The sequence below is a fragment of the Streptomyces sp. NBC_01077 genome, assembly GCF_045162855.1.
GTDB lineage: Bacteria > Actinomycetota > Actinomycetes > Streptomycetales > Streptomycetaceae > Streptomyces.
Map to the genome: position 1 here is coordinate 5,019,374 of NZ_CP108669.1, position 18,331 is coordinate 5,037,704.

Sequence of the window (18,331 nt, forward strand, 5' to 3'; positions counted from 1 at the left end):
ACCTCGATCTCCTCGGCTCAGCGCTCGACGATCCGGTCGAACTGCGTCGTGGTGTGGCGCAGATGGGCCACGAGCTCGTCGCCCACCCGGGGCTCCTGGGCGTCGGCCGGCACGAACAGGATCGACACCTGCATGTGCGGCGGCTCGGCGAACCAGCGCTGCTTCCCGGCCCAGACGAAGGGCGAAAGGTTCCGGTTGACGGTGGCGAGACCGGCCCGCGCGACGCCCTTGGCGCGCGGCATGACGCCGTGCATCGCCTTGGGGGCCTCCAGGCCCACGCCGTGCGAGGTGCCGCCGGCCACGACGACCAGCCAGCCGTCCGACGCGGCCTTCTGCTGGCGGTAGCCGAAGCGGTCGCCCTTGGCGACCCGGGTCACGTCGAGGACCGCGCCCCGGTACTCCGTGGCCTCGTGGTCGCCCAGCCACAGCCGGGTGCCGATGCGGGCGCGGAAGCGGGTCTGGGGGAACTGCTGCTGGAGCCGTGCCTGTTCCTCGGCCCGCAGGTGGCTGACGAACATGGTGTGCAGCGGCAGCCGGGCGGCCCGCAGCCGGTCCATCCAGCCGATGACCTCCTCGACGGCGTCGGTGCCGTCGGGGCGGTCCAGCGGGAGGTGGAGCGCGAAGCCCTCCAGGCGGACGTCCTCGATGGCGGAGTGGAGCTGCTGGAGCTCCTCCTCGCGGACGCCGTGCCGCTTCATCGAGCTCATGCACTCGATGACGACGCGGGCCCCCACCAGGGCGTGGACGCCGTCCACGGACGAAACGGAACGGATGACCCGGTCGGGCAGCGGAACCGGTTCCTCACCACGGCGGAAGGGGGTGAGGACCAGCAGGTCGCCGCTGAACCAGTCCTTGATCCGCGCGGCCTCGTACGTGGTGCCCACGGCGAGCATGTCGGCGCCGAACCGGGCCGCCTCGTCCGCGAGGCGCTCGTGGCCGAAGCCGTAGCCGTTGCCCTTGCAGACCGGGATGACACCGGGGAACTGATCGATGACGGTCTTCTGGTGCGCGCGCCAGCGAGCGGTGTCGACGTAGAGGGAGAGCGCCATGGCCGGCCCGGAACCTTTCTGATGGCAGCGGTGTATCAAAGGTATGTACGAGACTACGGAAACGTCAGCAGCACGGCACGGGTCAGCGGCGCGACATGTAGATGTCGAGCGCCTTGTGCAGCAGCTTGTTCAGCGGGAAGTCCCACTCGCCGACGTACTCGACGGCCTCGCCGCCCGTGCCCACCTTGAACTGGATGAGCCCGAAGAGGTGGTCGGTCTCGTCGAGCGAGTCCGAGATGCCGCGCAGGTCGTAGACGGTCGCGCCCATCGCGTAGGCGTCGCGCAGCATGCGCCACTGCATCGCGTTCGAGGGCCGGACCTCACGGCCGATGTTGTCGGAGGCGCCGTAGGAGTACCAGACGTGGCCGCCGACGACGAGCATCGTCGCCGCGGAGAGGTTCACGCCGTTGTGGCGGGCGAAGTAGAGCCGCATGCGGTTGGGGTCCTCGCTGTTGAGGACGGTCCACATGCGCTGGAAGTACGAGAGCGGGCGCGGCCGGAAGTGGTCACGGACGGCCGTGATCTCGTAGAGCCGCTGCCACTCGGCCAGGTCCTCGTAGCCGCCCTGGACGACCTCGACACCGGCCTTCTCGGCCTTCTTGATGTTGCGGCGCCACAGCTGGTTGAAGCCCTTGAGGACATCGTCGAGCGAGCGGTTCGCGAGCGGTACCTGGAAGACGTAGCGGGGCTGCACGTCGCCGAAGCCGGCACCGCCGTCCTCGGCCTGCTGCCAGCCCATCTTCCGCAGCCGGTCCGCGACTTCGAAGGCGCGCGGCTCGATGTGGGTGGCCTCGACGTCCTTGAGCCGCTTGACGTCCGGGTCCTGGATGCCGGACTTGATGGCGGCCGAGTCCCAGCGCCGGATGACGACCGGCGGGCCCATCTTCACCGAGAAGGCGCCCTGCTGCTTGAGGTGCGCCAGCATCGGCTGCAGCCAGTCGTCGAGGTTGGGCGCGTGCCAGTTGATGACCGGGCCCTCGGGCAGATAGGCCAGGTAGCGCTTGATCTTCGGGAGCTGGCGGTAGAGCACCAGGCCGGCCCCGACGAGCTCGCCGTTCTTGTCGAACCAGCCGAGGTTCTCCGAGCGCCACTCGGTCTTCACATCAGCCCACGCCGGGACCTGGCAGTGGCTCGCCGCGGGCTGGCTCTGGATGTACGCCAGATGCTGCTCACGGCTGATGGTCCTCAGGGTCAGGCTCATGCGGGGCGCTCCTCGGCAGGTGTGTCCCCATCGGTCAGGGGCTCCGGCTCTCGCGCCGAAGCCTACTGTGACCGGGGAGCGCCCCGGATGGGCGTGTACGCCCTGACGTGCCGTTCGGCTCAGCTGATGACGCTGCCGAAGAGACCGCCGTGGGCCATACCGAGGTAGAAGCCGAACGCCGATGCGCCGAGTCCGAGGATCAGCAGGAAGCGTTCGCGGGTCGTCACGGAGATGAACTGTCCGTAGCCGCCGGTCAGGATGCCGATCAGGCCCGCCCAGGAACTCAGCAGGTGCAGGCTGTGGAACTGGGCGGTGACGAAGGCGACGACGCCCAGCACCAGTGTCACTCCGACCAGGGTGTCCTGGATCGGATGCGGTTTGCCGTCGGTGGCGAAGAGGGAGTGGCCGGGGTCGGGTCGCATTGCCTGTGCCATGGGGCACCTCCTGGCGTGGCTACCGGAAGGCGGCGCATCGTAGCGCCGCCGACATCCGTTGTGTACAGATTGCGTCCCCTCACCAGTGAATTTCAACCGCAGGGGGATGAGCGGGTAGTCTGTACGGTCTGCACCGGTGTCTGCCCTGGTCCGTCCTGGATCCCGGCGGTGCCCCTCGTTCGCCGAGGGGGACTGTCAGTGGTGGCCGATACCGTTGCTTACGCATCACGACCCTCCTGCCACGGAACGACCGTGGCCGCTGAGTCCAAAGGAGGTGGGTTCCACATGCGTCACTACGAAGTGATGGTCATCCTCGACCCCGATCTCGAGGAGCGCGCTGTCTCCCCGCTGATCGAGAACTTCCTTTCCGTCGTCCGTGAGGGCAACGGAAAGGTCGAGAAGGTCGACACCTGGGGCCGTCGTCGTCTCGCCTACGAGATCAAGAAGAAGCCCGAGGGCATCTACTCGGTCATCGACCTGCAGGCCGAGCCTGCAGTCGTCAAGGAGCTCGACCGACAGCTCAACCTGAACGAGTCGGTCCTCCGGACCAAGGTCCTCCGTCCCGAGACCCACTGAGCATCTAGCTCAGTGGTCATCGGATCCGAGTAGCAACAAAGCAGCCAGAAGCAATCCCGCCGAGAGGTTCCCCCATGGCAGGCGAGACCGTCATCACGGTTGTCGGCAATCTTGTCGACGACCCCGAGCTGCGCTTCACCCCGTCCGGTGCGGCGGTCGCGAAGTTCCGTATCGCGTCCACCCCCCGCACCTTCGACCGTCAGACCAATGAGTGGAAGGACGGCGAAAGCCTGTTCCTGACCTGCTCGGTCTGGCGTCAGGCGGCGGAGAACGTCGCCGAGTCGCTTCAGCGAGGCATGCGCGTCGTCGTGCAGGGCCGGCTGAAGCAGCGGTCCTACGAGGACCGTGAGGGCGTCAAGCGCACGGTCTACGAGCTGGATGTCGAGGAAGTCGGCCCCAGCCTCAAGAACGCCACGGCCAAGGTCACCAAGACCACCGGTCGAGGCGGCCAGGGTGGTTACGGCGGGGGCGGCGGCGGCCAGCAGGCCGGCGGCGGTGGCAGCTGGGGTGGAAACTCCGGCGGTGGCCAGCAGGGTGGTGGCGGTGCTCCCGCCGACGACCCGTGGGCGACCGGCGGTGCCTCCTCCTCCGGCGGCGGCCAGCAGCAGGGCGGCGGAGGCAGCTGGGGTGGAAACTCCGGCGGCGGCTACTCGGACGAGCCCCCCTTCTAGGGCACGCCCCCAGAAGCAGCTCGTACCCCCATTCTTGATCACACAGGAGAAACACCATGGCGAAGCCGCCTGTGCGCAAGCCTAAGAAGAAGGTCTGCGCGTTCTGCAAGGACAAGACCGTCTACGTGGACTACAAGGACACGAACATGCTGCGGAAGTTCATTTCCGACCGCGGCAAGATCCGTGCCCGCCGCGTGACCGGCAACTGCACGCAGCACCAGCGTGACGTCGCCACGGCCGTCAAGAACAGCCGTGAGATGGCGCTGCTGCCCTACACGTCCACCGCGCGATAAGGAAAGGGTGACCGAATAATGAAGATCATCCTGACCCACGAGGTCTCCGGCCTCGGCACCGCCGGCGACGTCGTCGACGTCAAGGACGGCTACGCCCGCAACTACCTGGTCCCGCGTGGTTTCGCGATCCGCTGGACCAAGGGTGGCGAGCAGGACGTGGCGCAGATCCGCCGCGCCCGCAAGATCCACGAGATCGCGACCATCGAGCAGGCCAACGAGATCAAGGCCAAGCTCGAGGGTACGAAGGTGCGCCTGGCCGTTCGCTCCGGCGACGCCGGCCGTCTCTTCGGCTCCGTGACCCCGGCCGACATCGCCTCGGCGATCAAGGCTGCGGGTGGCCCCGACGTCGACAAGCGTCGCGTCGAGCTCGGTTCGCCGATCAAGACCCTGGGCTCGCACCAGGTGTCCGTGCGTCTGCACGCCGACGTCGCCGCGAAGCTCGGCGTCGAGATCGTCGCCGCGTAACGCTGCCCTCGGCAGTCTGCGCTCAGCAGTGAGGAAGGGCCGCACCCCTCGGGGTGCGGCCCTTCCGCTGTTCCACGCGTCTCTCTGTTTCCCGGGCCTTAGTTGTTTCCCGGGTCTTCGTTGTTTCACGTGAAACAGGGCGTTTCACGTGAAACATTCAGCGCGTGGCGCCGGTGACGATCCAGCGACCGGAACGGGAACGGAGCCAGAGCGTGGCCATCCGGACCGACATCATCAGCGTCATCGCCCACCAGAGCGCCGTGAGCCCGCCGCCGAACGCCGGGACGAGGAGGGCGACCGGGGCGAAGACGACGAGTGTCAGCAGCATTGCCCAGGCCAGGTAGGGGCCGTCCCCCGCGCCCATCAGGACGCCGTCGAGGACGAAGACGACCCCGGAGATCGGCTGCGAGAGCGCGACCACGAACAGGGCCGGGAGCAGAGTGTCCTGGACGGTGGTGTCGCCGGTGAAGAGCGGGATGAACAGGGGGCGGGCGACGATGAGCAGTGCGCCGAGCACCACGCCGGAGACGACACCCCACTGGACCATGCGGCGGCAGACCTGGCGTGCGCCGTCGGCGTCGTCCGCGCCGAGATAGCGGCCGATGATGGCCTGGCCGGCGATGGCGATCGCGTCGAGGGCGAAGGCCATCAGACTCCACAGAGACAGGATGATCTGGTGGGCGGCGACCTCCGCATCGCCCATCCGGGCCGCGACGGCCGTGGCGATCATCAGGACCGCACGGAGCGAGAGCGTACGGACGAGGAGCGGGACACCGGCCTGGGCGGAGGCGCGTATGCCGGCGGCGTCGGGGCGGAGGGAGGCTCCGTGGCGCCGGGCGCCCCGTACGACCACGACGAGGTAGGCGGCGGCCATGCCGCACTGGGCGATGACCGTGCCCCAGGCGGAGCCCGCGATACCCAGACCGGCGCCGTAGACCAGCCCGACGTTGAGCGCGCCGTTGGCCGCGAAGCCGCCGATGGCCACGTAGAGCGGTGTACGGGTGTCCTGGAGGCCGCGCAGGACGCCTGTGGCGGCCAGGACCACGAGCATCGCGGGAATGCCGAGGCTGGAGATCCGCAGGTAGGTGACGGCGTGGGGAGCCGCAGTGTCGGAGGCCCCGAAGATGCCGACGAGCCACGGCGCCGCGGGCAGGGTCAGCACGACGACGACGGCGCCGAGGAGAAGGGCGAGCCAGATGCCGTCCATTCCCTGCCGGATCGCGGCCGGAAGGTCCCCGGCACCGACACGGCGGGCGACGGCGGCCGTGGTGGCGTAGGCGAGGAAGACGAAGACACTGACGGCGGTGGACAGCAGGGCGGCGGCGATCGCGAGACCCGCGAGCTGGGGGGTGCCGAGATGGCCGACGATGGCACTGTCGACCATGAGGAAGAGCGGCTCGGCGACAAGAGCGCCGAAGGCCGGCAGGGCGAGGGAGACGATCTCGCGGTCGTGCTGTCGGCGGACGGCCTTGGGCGTCGCGGGGGCCTGGGTCATGGGGTCAATCTAATCTTCCACAGGTAAGAGATGCAATGCATCTATGGTCCTTACTTTTGGGGGGCAAGGTGCTTCGGGTGTGGGTCGTTTGTTCTGATCTTGGTCCAGGGGGGAAAGTTTTTCTCCCCCACAGCCCGTGGATGGGAAAAGGCCAGGTCAAGCCCGTAAGGCCAGGGGTCCTATGAGTTTGTCCACATGGCTGTCCCCCGGTCCGTGCACAGGTTCCGGCGAGTTCTCCACAGACTCGGGCCCTTCACCCACAGGGCCTGTGGATAACCAGATTGGCTGACGCCCTCCGCGGGCCTACCGTGGACCGGCGCCCGACGCGCCAGAAGCGGTCGCGAAGCCACTCGTCGATCAAGGCGTGGCGTAAGAAAGAGTGGCACGGCGAGGGTCCGCGCAGCGGACGGGAAGAGGTGCTTGGTGAGCGTTCCCGAGCCGATGGACGACCCCTGGGCGGACAGCGGACCGAGTGACCGACTGCCCACCCGTACCCGAGGCGAAGGGCGTGGCCGCGGCCGCGGGCGCGACGACCAGCACGAGCGGGGCGGCGAAGGCGGGCCGTGGGACGGCGGGCTCTCCGGCTTCGAGCGGGTTCCCCCACAGGACCTCGACGCCGAGCAGTCCGTCCTCGGCGGCATGCTCCTCTCCAAGGACGCCATCGCGGACGTCGTGGAGATCATCAAGGGCAACGACTTCTACAAGCCCGCCCACGAGACCGTCTACGCCGCGATCCTCGACCTCTACGCCAAGGGCGAGCCGGCCGACCCGATCACGGTCGGCGCCGAGCTCACCAAGCGCGGCGAGATCACCCGTGTGGGCGGTGCCTCCTACCTCCACACCCTGGTGCAGTCGGTACCGACGGCGGCCAACGCCTCGTACTACGCGGAGATCGTCCACGAGCGGGCCGTCCTGCGCCGACTCGTCGAGGCCGGTACCAAGATCACGCAGATGGGCTACGCGGCCGACGGAGACGTCGACGAGATCGTGAACTCGGCCCAGGCCGAGATCTACGCGGTCACCGAGCAGCGCACCACCGAGGACTATCTGCCGCTCGGCGACATCATGGAGGGGGCGCTCGACGAGATCGAGGCGATCGGCTCCCGCAGCGGTGAGATGACCGGTGTGCCCACCGGCTTCACCGACCTGGACTCGCTGACCAACGGCCTGCACCCCGGCCAGATGATCATCATTGCGGCGCGTCCCGCCATGGGTAAGTCGACCCTCGCCCTCGACTTCGCCCGGGCGGCGTCCATCAAGCACAACCTGCCCAGCGTCATCTTCTCGCTCGAAATGGGCCGCAACGAGATCGCGATGCGCCTGCTCTCGGCGGAGGCCCGGGTCGCCCTGCACCACATGCGCTCCGGCACGATGACCGACGAGGACTGGACCCGTCTCGCCCGCCGGATGCCGGACGTCTCGCAGGCGCCGCTCTACATCGACGACTCCCCGAACCTGTCGATGATGGAGATCCGGGCGAAGTGCCGCCGCCTCAAGCAGCGCAACGGGCTCAAGCTCGTCATCATCGACTATCTGCAGCTGATGCAGTCCGGTGGTTCGAAGCGGCAGGAGAGCCGGCAGCAAGAGGTCTCCGACATGTCGCGAAACCTGAAGCTCCTCGCCAAGGAGCTGGAACTGCCGGTGATCGCGCTCTCCCAGCTGAACCGTGGCCCCGAACAGCGCACCGACAAGAAGCCGATGGTCTCCGACCTGCGTGAGTCCGGCTCGATCGAGCAGGACGCCGACATGGTGATCCTGCTGCACCGCGAGGACGCCTACGAGAAGGAGTCACCGCGAGCGGGCGAGGCGGACATCATCGTGGGCAAGCACCGTAACGGCCCGACAGCCACGATCACCGTGGCCTTCCAGGGCCACTACTCCCGCTTCGTGGACATGGCCCAGACCTGACCTTTCCCGAGGAGTGCGGGATCGCGGCGCACCGGTAATCCGGAAGCCGTCACGGGGGAGATCACGTTGGATGGGTCCCATGACGACATCTTTCGAAGACCTGTTGCCCGGTACCGCGCGGGCTCTGCTGCATCGCGTCGCGGTCGCCCAGTCCGAAGGGCGGGCGCCTTCGTTCGTGGGGGCGGTGGTGCGCGACGGAGCGCTGGTGTGGAGCGGTTCGCGCAGTTGCGTGGACGGGCACGCGCCGGACGCCGAAACGCAGTTCAGGATCGGGTCGATCACCAAGGTCTTCACCGCCGTGCTGGTGATGCGGCTGCGGGACGAGGGACTCCTCGGGCTCGACGATCCGCTGGAGCGGCACCTCAAGGGCACGGGCGCCGGTGAGGTGACGATCGCTCAACTCCTCGGGCACAGCGGCGGTCTCGCGGCCGAGACGCCCGGTCAGTGGTGGGAGCGCTCGTCCGCCGCGCTGCGGCCGGAGCTCTCCGACGTTCTGGGGGAGCAGCCCTTCCTCAGGGCGCCGGGGCGCCGTCACCACTACTCCAACCCCGGTTACACACTGCTCGGTTCGCTGATCGAGGCTGTGCGAGGAGTCTCCTGGGAGGAGGCGCTGCGGCGCGAGATCCTGGAGCCGCTGGGGATGAGCCGTACGACGCTCGATCCGGTCGCCCCGCACGCGGGCGGCTGGGCGGTGCACCCCTGGGCCGACGTGATGCTTCCGGAGCCGTCCGAGGACCTTGGGCTGATGGCGCCGGCCGGGCAGCTCTGGTCGACGGCGGCGGATCTCGCCCGCTTCGCCGCGTTCCTCGCGGCGGGTGACGAGCGGGTGCTCGCCGCGGCCTCCGTGGAGGAGATGCGGGCTCCGGCCTCCGCGGCCGGGGAGGGGGACTGGGACGGGAGCTACGGACTCGGGCTCCAGCTGCTCCGCAAGGACGGCCGGACTCTGATCGGTCACACCGGATCGCTTCCCGGCTTCGTCGCCGCCCTGTGGGTGAGCGTGGAGGACGGGCTGGCGGCGATCGCCCTCTCCAATGCCACCTCAGGGCCGCTGACCGGGGTCGTGGCCGCCGATCTCGTACGGATCGTGGCGGAGGCGGAGCCGAGGTTCCCGGAGCCCTGGCGACCGCTTCCGGAGGCCGAGGCCGACGAGGAACTGCTGGCCCTGACGGGGCCCTGGTACTGGGGTACCTACGCCTACGGGCTCCGGCTCGCCCCCGATCGGGGTGTGGTTCTCGAACCCCTGCGGGGAGCCGGGCGGCGGGCCCGCTTCCGGGCGCTGCCCGAAGGCGGCTGGGTCGGGCTGAACGGCTACTACGAGGGGGAGACGCTCCGGGCGGTGCGGCGTGCCGACGGCAGCGTGAGCCATCTCGATCTCGGCTCCTTCGTCTTCACACGCGAGCCGTACGCACCGGCGGACGCGGTGCCGGGTGGAGTGGACGAGGCGGGCTGGCGCGGGCTCTGAGCCGTTCTGTGGTGTTTCACGTGAAACACGCGTGATCGGCGCGCCGGGACCGTGTCCCGGCGCGCCTTCGGAGAGCTCGCTGCCTCAGAGGTTCTTCTTGAAGCCCAGGTGAGAGGCCTCGAAGCCGAGGCGCTCGTAGAAGCGGTGGGCATCCGTGCGGCTGACGTCGGAGGTCAGCTGGACGAGTCGGCAGCCCTGGCGTCCGGACTCCTCGACGGCCCACTCGATGAGCTGGGTCCCGAGGCCGCTGCCGCGCTCCTGGGCGTGGATACGGACGCCCTCGATGATCGAGCGGGTGGCGCCCCGGCGCGAGAGGCCCGGGATGATCGTCAGCTGGAGGGTGCCGACGACCTTGTCCTCGCGGACGGCCACGACGAGATGCTGCTGGGGGTCGTTCGCGAGGCGCTCGAACGCGGTGAGGTACGGGCCGAGGTCGTCCGGGGATTCGCGCTGCGCGCCCAGGGGGTCGTCGGCGAGCATCGCGACGATGGCTTCGAGGTCCTCCGCGGTGGCGGGACGCATCTCAAGATCACTCATGCCTCGCAGCGTACGCCGGGCCTCTCAGCCTTGCTCATGGCGAGTGACGCGCCTCGGGCTCCGGCTATCCGACCTCCTCGGAGCCCTTAAGGAGCGGCGTCGGCCCGTGCCCTCAGGCGGGAACGCTCACGCCCTCCACGACCTGGACCAGCGGGGCCAGCTCGGGGTTCTTGGCGGCCTCGTCGAGGGCTTCGCGCAGCGCGCTGTCGTTGGTGGGGCGGGCCTCCGCCAGGAGCTTCTGGCCGGCCTCGGTGACGTCGGTGTAGATACCGCGCCGGTCGGTGGCGCAGAGGTACCGGGTGAGCAGGCCGCGATCCTCGAGCCGGGTGACCAGCCGGGTGGTGGCGCTCTGGCTGAGGACGACCGCGTCGGCGACCTGCTTCATCTGGAGGTGGCCGCCCGGTCCGCTGTGCTGCCGGCTGAGGACGTCGAGGAGCGAGTACTCCCGCACGCTCAGACCGTGCCCGGTCTCCAGGGCGCGCTCGATGTGCGACTCGATCCTGCCGTGCAGCAGGGAGAGGGCGCACCAGCGCTGGGAGAGCGCGGTGAGTGCGGGGTCCGTCGCGGTCATGGTCTCTCTCCTCGGTCTCTCCTGGGCACCGGAGTGGCTCTCGACCCAGGGTAGACGATGCGGCGCAATAATGCGCGTGTGCAAGTAAATCTTCTCCGGGCCTCGCCCTGGCCCGGCCTCCGGCTAGCCGGCCGCGACGGTCAGGGGAGCGAAGCGGCGGCGCCAGTCTCCGGGGAGGTCGGGGAGGGAGCGGACCATCACCGCGTTGGAGGCGATCGAGTCGATGCCGTTCCCCTTCACCCAGCTCAGCAGCTCCGAGTGGCGCACATCGATGTCCGTGCGCAGAGGGCGGTCGGTGGCCGCCGCGAGCGAGGCGATCAGGGCCTGGGCGGTGGCAGGGTCCCGGGCGATCAGCGGTCCGACGACATGGGTGTCCATGTTGGGCCAGGCTGCCGCGAAGCCGGTGATCTCGCCGTCCTCCTCCGCGACCCGGAGATGGTCCGCGAAGGCGGGGAGCCGGGTGATCACGTGTGTGCGGTCGAGGCCGAAGACCTCGCGGTCCAGGCGCAGGATCGCCTGGAGGTCCTCCGCTGTCACCGGACGGACCGGAACGGCCGGGGCGGGTGTGGTGAAGGTGAAGCGTCCGCGCACCATCTCCGCGCGGCTCGTCTCCCTGAAGCCCAGCTGCTCGTACAGGGGCTGCCCGTTCGGCGTGGCGTGCAGGGTGAGCGGGGTGTCCCCGGCTTCCGCCAGGACGTGTTGCATGAGCCGCCGTCCCACTCCTTGGCGTGCGTACTGCTCGGCGACGAGCACCATGCCGATCGCGGCGAGCCCCGAGCCGTAGGACGTGACCACGGAACAGGCGATCAGCCCGGCTCCGGACGGGTCGTCGATGCCGTAGCCGGTGCCCGCGGTGAGCAGCAGACCCCACTTGTGTTCCTCACGCGGCCAGCCCCGGTTCTCGGAGAGGTCGGAGCAGGCGAGGAGGTCGTCCCCGGTGAGGCGCCGGACGGGGAGCTGCGTGAGCGTGGAGGGGGAGATCGGCATGCTGTCAGGCTGTCCGACACGGCGATCTTCCGTCCACCGCTTTTGTGGATCTGGCCGATACCGTGTGCGGCGCGTAGTCGGGCGAGGGCGTTGATTCCATCCCGTGGGATGAGGACGATGTTTCACGTGAAACATCGAAAGCAGCGACTGCACTTCTTCGACCTGGACGGCACCCTCATCCGAGGGTCGGCCGCGGCGGTGGAGATCTCCCGGCAGCTGGGCGTCGACGATGAGATCGCCGCTCTGGAGGCGGGCTTTCTGCGGGGGCTCACCCCGGACGAGTTCGCCGTCCGGGCCCGCGAGCTGTGGTCCGCCCTCACGGTGGACCAGGTCGCGGCGGCCTTCGAAGGGGCGCCCTGGCTGCTGGGCATCCGCGACGTCTGGGCCGACATCCGGGAGCGGGGCGACCGCTGTGCGGTCATCTCCCTCTCGCCCGACTTCTTCGTCGAGCGGCTTCTCGACTGGGGCGTCGACGTGGCGCATGGTTCGCGCTGGCCGACTGTCCCGTTCACCGAGCCGATCCACCGGCCCGACATCCTCGACGCGCGGGCGAAGGTGCGGATCGCACGGGGCCTCTGTGCGGAGTACGGGGTGGACCCGGCCGACTGCGTCGCGTACGGGGACTCGATGTCCGACGCGGAGCTCTTCGCGATCGTGCCGGACACCGTGGCGGTGAACGCGGACCACCATCTCGCCGGGCTCTCCCGCCACAGCTACACCGGGGGAGATCTGCGCGAGGCCTACGCCTTGGTCCGAAACAGCGCAGCTTAGCCAGAAACCCTGCCCTATGGCCCGAGAACGCCGCTTTCACTCCGAAGCGGCGTTCGGACGGGTCATGCTGCGACCACGGAAGCCGGCCAGCGCGAGGGCGAGGCACATGATGGATGCTCCGACCACCACGAGGGCAGCGGAGGACGGGGACGAGCCGCGAATACCCCGGGAAGCGTCCGCCGACGCGGTGCTCGTCCGCCGCACCCTCGCGGAGATCGCGCCGGTCGCCGACCGGGTGACCTCGTACTTCTACGCCCTGCTCTTCATCCGGAACCCGGGGCTGCGCGAGATGTTCCCCGCGGCCATGGACACCCAGCGGGACCGACTCCTGAAGGCGCTCCTCACCGCGGCGGAGCACCTGGACGACACCCCGGTGCTCACCGCCTACCTGCAGAACCTCGGCCGGGGCCACCGCAAGTACGGCACCCACTCCGCCCATTACCCGGCCGTCGGCGAGGCCCTCATCGGCGCGCTCGTGCGGTACGCGACGACGAGTTGGGACGAGGAGACCGAGGCGGCCTGGGTCCGTACGTACACGACGATCTCCCAGATCATGATCGACGCGGCGGCGGAGGACGAGCGCTCGGCGCCCGCCTGGTGGCAGGCCGAGGTGGTCTCCCACGATCTGCGCACCCCGGACATCGCCGTCGTCACGCTCCGGCCCGACCAGCCGTACCCCTTCCTCGCGGGGCAGTACACGACGCTGGAGACCCCGTGGTGGCCGCGGACATGGCGCCACTACTCGTTCGCGGCGGCACCCCGGCCCGACGGGCTGCTCTCCCTGCACGTCAAGGCGGTCCCGGCGGGTTGGGTGTCCAACGCGCTGGTCCACCGGGCGCGTCCCGGGGACGTCCTGCGCCTCGGTCCGCCGGCCGGCTCCATGACCGTCGACCACGAGACGGACACCGGCCTGCTCTGTGTGGGCGGCGGCACCGGGATAGCGCCCATCAAGGCCCTGGTGGAGGACGTCGCCGAGCATGGGGACCGGCGCCCGGTCGATGTCTTCTACGGGGCCCGCAGCGGCCACGACCTGTACGACATCGACACGATGCTGCGGCTCCAGAAGACCTTTCCCTGGCTCTCCGTCCACCCGGTCACCGAGGAGCAGGGGCGGCTTCCGGAGGCCGTCTGCCGCTACGGCCCCTGGAGCGAACGCGACGCCTATCTCTCGGGGCCGCTCGGCATGGTCCGTCGCGGGGTGGACGCGCTGCGGGGAGCGGGGGTCCCCGCCGAGCGCATCCGGCACGACTTCCTCGCCGAACTGGCCCCGGCGGCCGACGATCAGCCCAGGTCGGGGGCGTGCATCGCCCGGACGCCCTCGATGTTGCCGTCGAGGTAGTGGCGCAGGGAGAGCGGGACGAGGTGCACGGCGGCGATGCCGACCCGGCTGAAGGGCACCCGGACGATCTCGTACTCGCCGACGGGTTCGTCCATCTCGGGGCCGTGCCGCAGTGAGGTGTCCATCGAGTCGAGCCGGCACACGAAGAAGTGCTGGACCTTCACCCCGGAGACCCCGCCGTCGACGATGTGCTCGACGGTGTCGACGAAGCAGGGCACCACATCGATGATCTTGGCGCCGAGCTCCTCGTGCACCTCGCGGTGCAGGGCCTCGACGACGGTGGTGTCGGTGGGTTCCACGCCGCCACCGGGCGTGAGCCAGTAGGGATCCATCCCCGGCTTGGTGCGCTTGATGAGGATGAGATCGTCCCCATCGAGCAGGATGGCGCGTGCGGTGCGCTTGATCACGGGCCGTTCGTTCATGGGCCGTTCGTTCATGGGAAGAAAATGGCCCGTCCGAGGTGTCCTGAAACTCGCTGTCCGCGGCGGAAACTCACCATGCCCCGCGGAAGCTCACCAGTCCCCCGCGGCCCGCAGCAGTTCCTCGTGCGCCCGGGCGATGGGCGAGAGCGCGAGCGTCCCCGTACGCACGACCAGGAAGTAGGTCCGCAGCGGCGGGACCGGGGGATCGAGCAGCGCCACGAGTCGCCCGTGCTCCAGGGCGTCCTCGCACAGATAGCGGGGCAGGACGGCGAGCCCGGCGCCGGAGGCTGCGGACTCCCGCACGGCGCGCAGATCGGGAGCGATCACGGTGGCGGCGACCGCCGGCTTGGTCTCGAAGACGCTCGCCCAGTAGCGGGCGACGAACGGCAGCGACTCGTGCACCTCGACCACCGGAAGCTGCTCCAGGACCACCGCGCCCTTGCGGAGGAGCACGTCGGGGGAGAGCCGGGCCGCCCATCGTGGGGCCGCGACCAGGACGTACTCCTCGTCGCAGAGCGGGGTGGAGACGAGCAGGCCGCCCCGGGGGCGGGCGGTCGCGACGGCCAGATCGTGGTGGCCCGCGGCGAGCCCGTCGAGGATTTCTTCGGTGTTGCCGAGGAACGACGCCCGTACGGCGAGCCCCTGGCCGACCAGCGGCGTGAGGGCGGGCAGGACGCGGAGCGCGGTGAACTCCGGGGGCCCGGCGACATGGAGGGTACGGACGCCGCTCTCCTCGTCGAGGCCGGTCTCGGCGATCTCGACGAGGGCGTCCAGATGGGGAGCGGCGCGGTGCGCGAGCTCGTCGCCGATGGTGGTCGGCGTGACCCCGCGCGCCTGTCTGAGGAAGAGAGGACGCCCGAGCTGTCGTTCGAGCGTCCGGATCTGGCTGGTGACGGCCGGCTGGGAGAGCCCGAGGAGCGCGGCGGCGCGGGTGAACGAGCCGGCCCGGTGCACCGTGACGAACGTGCGCAACAGGGCCAGATCCATGTCCGCCCCCTCCCGGCCATGCGGCCGTTCGACTCAGGCGGTCGGCTGACTTCGCCTCAGGACCGTCCAACTATAAATAAGTCGATAGGTCTCTGTCGCTACCGTGATTGGACACTGACGCACAGTCAACTAGCCTTGTTCAGGCGGTCTCCGCGCATGGAACCGAGGCGTTCCGAGCCACGAGGGGGGAGGCTCGGAACGCCTCGTTCCGTACGCCGTCCCCACCCCGTCCCGGCTAGGCCCCGGCTAGGCGCAGGCCTCGTCGAGGGCCCGCAGCACATCGGCGATCAGGTCCTCCGGGTCCTCGGCACCGACCGAGAACCGGATGAAGCCCTCCGCGACCGCGTCCCCGCCCCAGCGCCCGCGTCGCTCCGCCGTGGAGCGCACACCGCCGAAGCTGGTGGCGTCGTCCACGATCCGCAGCTCCTCCAGGAACCGCTCGGCCCGCTTCCGGTCCGCCAGCTCGAAGGAGACCACGGACCCGAAGCGCCGCATCTGCCGGGCGGCCACCGCGTGCGAGGGGTCGTCGGGCAGCCCCGGGTACCGCAGCCCGGTCACGTCCGCGCGCCCGGCGAGCGTCTGCGCGAGCACGAGCGCGGTGGAGCACTGGCGGTCGATCCGCAGCTGGAGCGTGGCGAGCGAACGGTGGGCGAGCCAGGCCTCCATGGGGCCGGGGATCGCGCCGACGACCTTGCGCCAGCGCCGTACCTCCGCCGCCCGCTCGGGATCGCGGCAGCTGACATGGCCGAGCAGGATGTCGCCGTGCCCGGTCATGCCCTTGGTGTCGCTGGCGACGGAGAAGTCCGCGCCCAGTTCGAGCGGCCGCTGGCCGAGCGGGGTGGCGAGGGTGTTGTCGACGGCGACGAGCGCGCCCGCGGCATGCGCCTCGCGCACCAGACGGCGGATGTCGCAGACGTCGAGCCCGGGGTTGGACGGGGTCTCGATCCACAGCAGCCGGGCTCCTTCGAGGACGGCGAGCTGGCCGTCGCCACCGGTGGGCGCCGTGCGGACCTCGATGCCGAACGCCCTCAGCTGCTCGTGGAGCAGGGGCAGGGCCTGGTAGCCGTCGGTGGGCAGCACCACGGCGTCGCCCGACTTCAGCTGGGAGAGGAGGACGGCGGAGATCGCAGCCATGCCCGAGGCGAAGACCAGTGTCTCGACGTCCTGCTCCCCCGGTGCCTCCAGCTCGCCGATCGCCCGTTCCAGATGCGTCCAGGTCGGGTTCTCGTCCCGGCCGTACGCGTATCCGCCCGTCGGCTCGCCCGGCAGATGGAAGTGCGCGGCGAAGACCGGCCCCGGCAGGGTCGGCTCGTACTTCACGGGTTCGGGAAGCCCGGCCCGTACCGCGCGCGTGCCGTCGCCGATGTCCATGTCCGTCACAGTGTCCGGTCCTCCAGTTCCAGGCGTATGGCCGCGAGCAGTCCTCCGCTCGCGGCCTCCACCATCTCAAGGCACTGCTCGTAGTCCTCACGGCCCCCGGAGTACGGGTCGGGGACGTCGAGCGCGTCCCCGGCGGCCGGGTCGAAAGAGCGCAGCAGCCGTATCCGCGCCGCCTCCTCGGGTGTGCGGGCGAGCCGGAAGAGCTCCCTCAGATGCCCTTCGTCCAGCGCGATCACCAGGTCGAGGGCCGGGAACCAGGAGGCCCGGAACTGACGGGCGGTGTGCGCGGAGGCGTAGCCGTTCTCCTCGAGTACGGAGACCGTGCGCGGGTTGGCGGCGTCGCCCTCGCGCCAGACTCCGGTGCCGGCACTCTCGATCACCACCAGCCCGCCGAGGCCGGCGTCCTCCACATGTCTGCGGAAGACGTGCTCGGCCATCGGCGAGCGGCAGGTGTTGCCGGTGCAGACGAAGCAGACGCGGTAGGTCACGGGTCCTCCAGTCAGTCGCTGTCGGGGAGCACGACGTTCAGCGCCCACGAGACGACGGAGATGATCAGGCCGCCGAGGACGGCGGTCCAGAAGCCCTCCACGTGGAAGCTGAGATCGAACTTGTCGGCAAGCCAGGAGGTGAGGAGCAGCATCAGGGCGTTGATCACGAGGGTGATCAGACCGAGTGTCAGGATGAAGAGCGGCAGCGTGAGCAGCTTGACGATCGGCTTGACCAAGAAGTTCACGAGCCCGAAGACCAGGGCGACGAGAATGAGGGTCAGGGCCTTCTTGCCGGTGCTCTCACCGGTCAGGGTGATGTCCTGGAGCAGCCAGATGGCGACTCCCAGGGCGCCCGCGTTGGCGAGTGTCTTGACTACGAAATTCATCATGTGTCTGATCGTGGCAGACGTGATCGGGCCGAGGGCAGGGGCTGACAGGCGATGAAGGCATTCCGACTTGATGAACTGGAGGCGGAGCGTGCCGCGAACAAGGGCGCGTACCTCCAGTTCCTGCGGGAGCGGAACATGTCGGTGGGCCTGTACGCGCTGGACGCCGGGGAGCTCGACCCGCAGCAGCCGCACGGTCAGGACGAGGTGTACTTCGTGGTGAGCGGCCGGGCGGCGATCACGGTGGGGACGGAGACGACCCAGGTGGCGCGCGGCAGCGTGGTCTACGTGCCGGCCGGGGTGGAGCACAAGTTCCACCACATCAGCGAGGACCTGCGGGTGATGGTGGTCTTCTCCCCGCCGGAGGCCTGACGCACGGGGACGCCTGTCGCACCGGAGGCCTGACGTACCGGAGCCCTGGCCCTCCCGAGCCCTGGTCCGCCCGAGCCCGGGCCCGCCCGACAGCCGGCCCGTCCGAGACCTGAGGGTCGGACGGGCGAAGCCCCTAGGGGGCGGATCAGGGGAGAGCGGGGGCCACAGGGCCCCCGTGGGCCTGCCCCGGCCCCTAGCCTTGAGGTTGTTCGGCGCGGAGTGCGCGGAACGGATCTTCGAGAGCGAGGGAGAGGTCGATGGCCGTACAGGAGGTTCTCGCGGGGATGCCCTGGTGGGTGAAGTGGGTCGCCATACCCGTGCTCGCCCTGCTCGTCTTCGGCGGACTGATCACCAGCGTTCTGGCCTTCGTGGTCGGACTGCTCTTCAAGGTGCTGCTCTTCGTGGCCCTCGTCGCCGGACTGATCTACGTCGTACGGAAGTTCAGCTCCTCCGACCGGTCGCGCGACGAGTGGTAGCACAAGCTACCGATCGGTATGCAGGCGACGCAGGGTATTAGCCCAGCCGGGGGAACGCGCT

At 69.6% G+C, this 18,331-nt stretch carries 22 protein-coding genes; 10 read left to right on the forward strand and 12 right to left on the reverse strand.

Features of this window, described 5'->3' with window-relative positions; all coding sequences use genetic code 11:
- Window positions 1-17 precede the first annotated feature (17 nt).
- From OG462_RS22555 to OG462_RS22565, 3 genes are all read right to left on the reverse strand, one after another.
- Window positions 18-1,049: an alanine racemase gene (locus OG462_RS22555; RefSeq protein ID WP_406060157.1), complete on the reverse strand. Its 1,032-nt coding sequence runs from the start codon at window positions 1,047-1,049 to the stop codon at window positions 18-20.
- An 82-nt stretch (window positions 1,050-1,131) separates the two neighbouring features.
- Window positions 1,132-2,250: a lipid II:glycine glycyltransferase FemX gene (locus tag OG462_RS22560; protein WP_406060159.1), complete on the reverse strand. Its 1,119-nt coding sequence runs from the start codon at window positions 2,248-2,250 to the stop codon at window positions 1,132-1,134.
- Between the two features lie 119 nt (window positions 2,251-2,369).
- A complete protein-coding gene (locus OG462_RS22565) occupies window positions 2,370-2,684 on the reverse strand; it encodes a hypothetical protein (protein ID WP_406060160.1) in 315 nt (104 codons plus the stop codon).
- A 285-nt stretch (window positions 2,685-2,969) separates the two neighbouring features.
- On the opposite strand from OG462_RS22565, the gene rpsF reads away from it, so the two are divergent.
- The 4 genes from rpsF to rplI all read left to right on the forward strand — a co-directional run bounded on the left by rpsF (window position 2,970) and on the right by rplI (window position 4,689).
- Window positions 2,970-3,260 carry a 30S ribosomal protein S6 gene (gene rpsF, locus OG462_RS22570; protein WP_015034882.1) on the forward strand — a complete coding sequence of 97 codons (291 nt, stop codon included), beginning with the start codon at window positions 2,970-2,972 and terminating at the stop codon, window positions 3,258-3,260.
- 74 nt (window positions 3,261-3,334) lie between these two features.
- The gene (locus OG462_RS22575; protein WP_406060162.1) at window positions 3,335-3,931 is read left to right on the forward strand and encodes a single-stranded DNA-binding protein; all 597 of its coding nucleotides are present in this window, start codon (window positions 3,335-3,337) and stop codon (window positions 3,929-3,931) included.
- A 56-nt stretch (window positions 3,932-3,987) separates the two neighbouring features.
- The gene (rpsR, locus tag OG462_RS22580) at window positions 3,988-4,224 is read left to right on the forward strand and encodes a 30S ribosomal protein S18 (RefSeq protein WP_003956534.1); all 237 of its coding nucleotides are present in this window, start codon (window positions 3,988-3,990) and stop codon (window positions 4,222-4,224) included.
- Between the two features lie 18 nt (window positions 4,225-4,242).
- Window positions 4,243-4,689: a 50S ribosomal protein L9 gene (rplI, locus tag OG462_RS22585; protein WP_030317964.1), complete on the forward strand. Its 447-nt coding sequence runs from the start codon at window positions 4,243-4,245 to the stop codon at window positions 4,687-4,689.
- A gap of 157 nt (window positions 4,690-4,846) precedes the next feature.
- Here rplI and OG462_RS22590 read toward each other — a convergent pair whose 3' ends face one another.
- Window positions 4,847-6,184 (reverse strand): MATE family efflux transporter, encoded by a 1,338-nt coding sequence (locus tag OG462_RS22590; RefSeq protein WP_406060163.1) that lies wholly within the window; start codon window positions 6,182-6,184, stop codon window positions 4,847-4,849.
- Window positions 6,185-6,607: 423 nt separating this feature from the next.
- Here OG462_RS22590 and dnaB point away from each other — a divergent pair, with 423 nt between their 5' ends.
- Together dnaB and OG462_RS22600 are read left to right on the forward strand one after the other, a co-directional pair.
- The gene (gene dnaB / locus OG462_RS22595; RefSeq protein ID WP_406060164.1) at window positions 6,608-8,092 is read left to right on the forward strand and encodes a replicative DNA helicase; all 1,485 of its coding nucleotides are present in this window, start codon (window positions 6,608-6,610) and stop codon (window positions 8,090-8,092) included.
- Window positions 8,093-8,171: 79 nt separating this feature from the next.
- Window positions 8,172-9,554, forward strand: coding sequence for a serine hydrolase domain-containing protein (locus tag OG462_RS22600; protein ID WP_406060166.1), 1,383 nt, complete (start codon window positions 8,172-8,174; stop codon window positions 9,552-9,554).
- Between the two features lie 84 nt (window positions 9,555-9,638).
- Here the strand turns inward: OG462_RS22600 and OG462_RS22605 are convergent, their stop codons facing one another.
- From OG462_RS22605 to OG462_RS22615, 3 genes are all read right to left on the reverse strand, one after another.
- Window positions 9,639-10,091 (reverse strand): GNAT family N-acetyltransferase, encoded by a 453-nt coding sequence (locus OG462_RS22605; protein WP_406060167.1) that lies wholly within the window; start codon window positions 10,089-10,091, stop codon window positions 9,639-9,641.
- 112 nt (window positions 10,092-10,203) lie between these two features.
- Window positions 10,204-10,662 carry a MarR family winged helix-turn-helix transcriptional regulator gene (locus OG462_RS22610; protein ID WP_406060169.1) on the reverse strand — a complete coding sequence of 153 codons (459 nt, stop codon included), beginning with the start codon at window positions 10,660-10,662 and terminating at the stop codon, window positions 10,204-10,206.
- 123 nt (window positions 10,663-10,785) lie between these two features.
- Window positions 10,786-11,649: a GNAT family N-acetyltransferase gene (locus OG462_RS22615; RefSeq protein WP_406060171.1), complete on the reverse strand. Its 864-nt coding sequence runs from the start codon at window positions 11,647-11,649 to the stop codon at window positions 10,786-10,788.
- A 117-nt stretch (window positions 11,650-11,766) separates the two neighbouring features.
- Here OG462_RS22615 and OG462_RS22620 point away from each other — a divergent pair, with 117 nt between their 5' ends.
- Both OG462_RS22620 and OG462_RS22625 read left to right on the forward strand, forming a co-directional pair.
- The gene (locus OG462_RS22620) at window positions 11,767-12,420 is read left to right on the forward strand and encodes an HAD family hydrolase (RefSeq protein WP_406060173.1); all 654 of its coding nucleotides are present in this window, start codon (window positions 11,767-11,769) and stop codon (window positions 12,418-12,420) included.
- A 106-nt stretch (window positions 12,421-12,526) separates the two neighbouring features.
- Complete coding sequence (locus tag OG462_RS22625; RefSeq protein WP_406060175.1) at window positions 12,527-13,759, forward strand: globin domain-containing protein; 1,233 nt, start codon at window positions 12,527-12,529, stop codon at window positions 13,757-13,759.
- On the opposite strand, the gene OG462_RS22630 is transcribed toward OG462_RS22625, so the two are convergent.
- From OG462_RS22630 to OG462_RS22650, 5 genes are all read right to left on the reverse strand, one after another.
- Window positions 13,702-14,181, reverse strand: a complete 480-nt coding sequence (locus OG462_RS22630; protein WP_406066657.1) for an NUDIX domain-containing protein — start codon at window positions 14,179-14,181, stop codon at window positions 13,702-13,704. The genes OG462_RS22625 and OG462_RS22630 overlap by 58 nt on opposite strands.
- Window positions 14,182-14,271: 90 nt before the next feature.
- Window positions 14,272-15,168, reverse strand: a complete 897-nt coding sequence (locus OG462_RS22635) for a LysR family transcriptional regulator (RefSeq protein WP_406060177.1) — start codon at window positions 15,166-15,168, stop codon at window positions 14,272-14,274.
- 246 nt (window positions 15,169-15,414) lie between these two features.
- On the reverse strand, window positions 15,415-16,539 hold the full coding sequence (locus OG462_RS22640; RefSeq protein ID WP_406066658.1) for a cystathionine gamma-lyase: 1,125 nt from the start codon (window positions 16,537-16,539) through the stop codon (window positions 15,415-15,417).
- Window positions 16,540-16,544: 5 nt separating this feature from the next.
- Window positions 16,545-17,036, reverse strand: coding sequence for a low molecular weight protein-tyrosine-phosphatase (locus OG462_RS22645; protein WP_406060179.1), 492 nt, complete (start codon window positions 17,034-17,036; stop codon window positions 16,545-16,547).
- Window positions 17,037-17,047: 11 nt separating this feature from the next.
- On the reverse strand, window positions 17,048-17,425 hold the full coding sequence (locus tag OG462_RS22650) for a phage holin family protein (protein WP_406060181.1): 378 nt from the start codon (window positions 17,423-17,425) through the stop codon (window positions 17,048-17,050).
- A 51-nt stretch (window positions 17,426-17,476) separates the two neighbouring features.
- Here OG462_RS22650 and OG462_RS22655 point away from each other — a divergent pair, with 51 nt between their 5' ends.
- Together OG462_RS22655 and OG462_RS22660 are read left to right on the forward strand one after the other, a co-directional pair.
- Window positions 17,477-17,794, forward strand: a complete 318-nt coding sequence (locus tag OG462_RS22655; RefSeq protein ID WP_406060183.1) for a cupin domain-containing protein — start codon at window positions 17,477-17,479, stop codon at window positions 17,792-17,794.
- Window positions 17,795-18,051: 257 nt separating this feature from the next.
- Window positions 18,052-18,270, forward strand: coding sequence for a DUF5326 family protein (locus OG462_RS22660; RefSeq protein WP_406060184.1), 219 nt, complete (start codon window positions 18,052-18,054; stop codon window positions 18,268-18,270).
- Window positions 18,271-18,331: the final 61 nt, after the last annotated feature.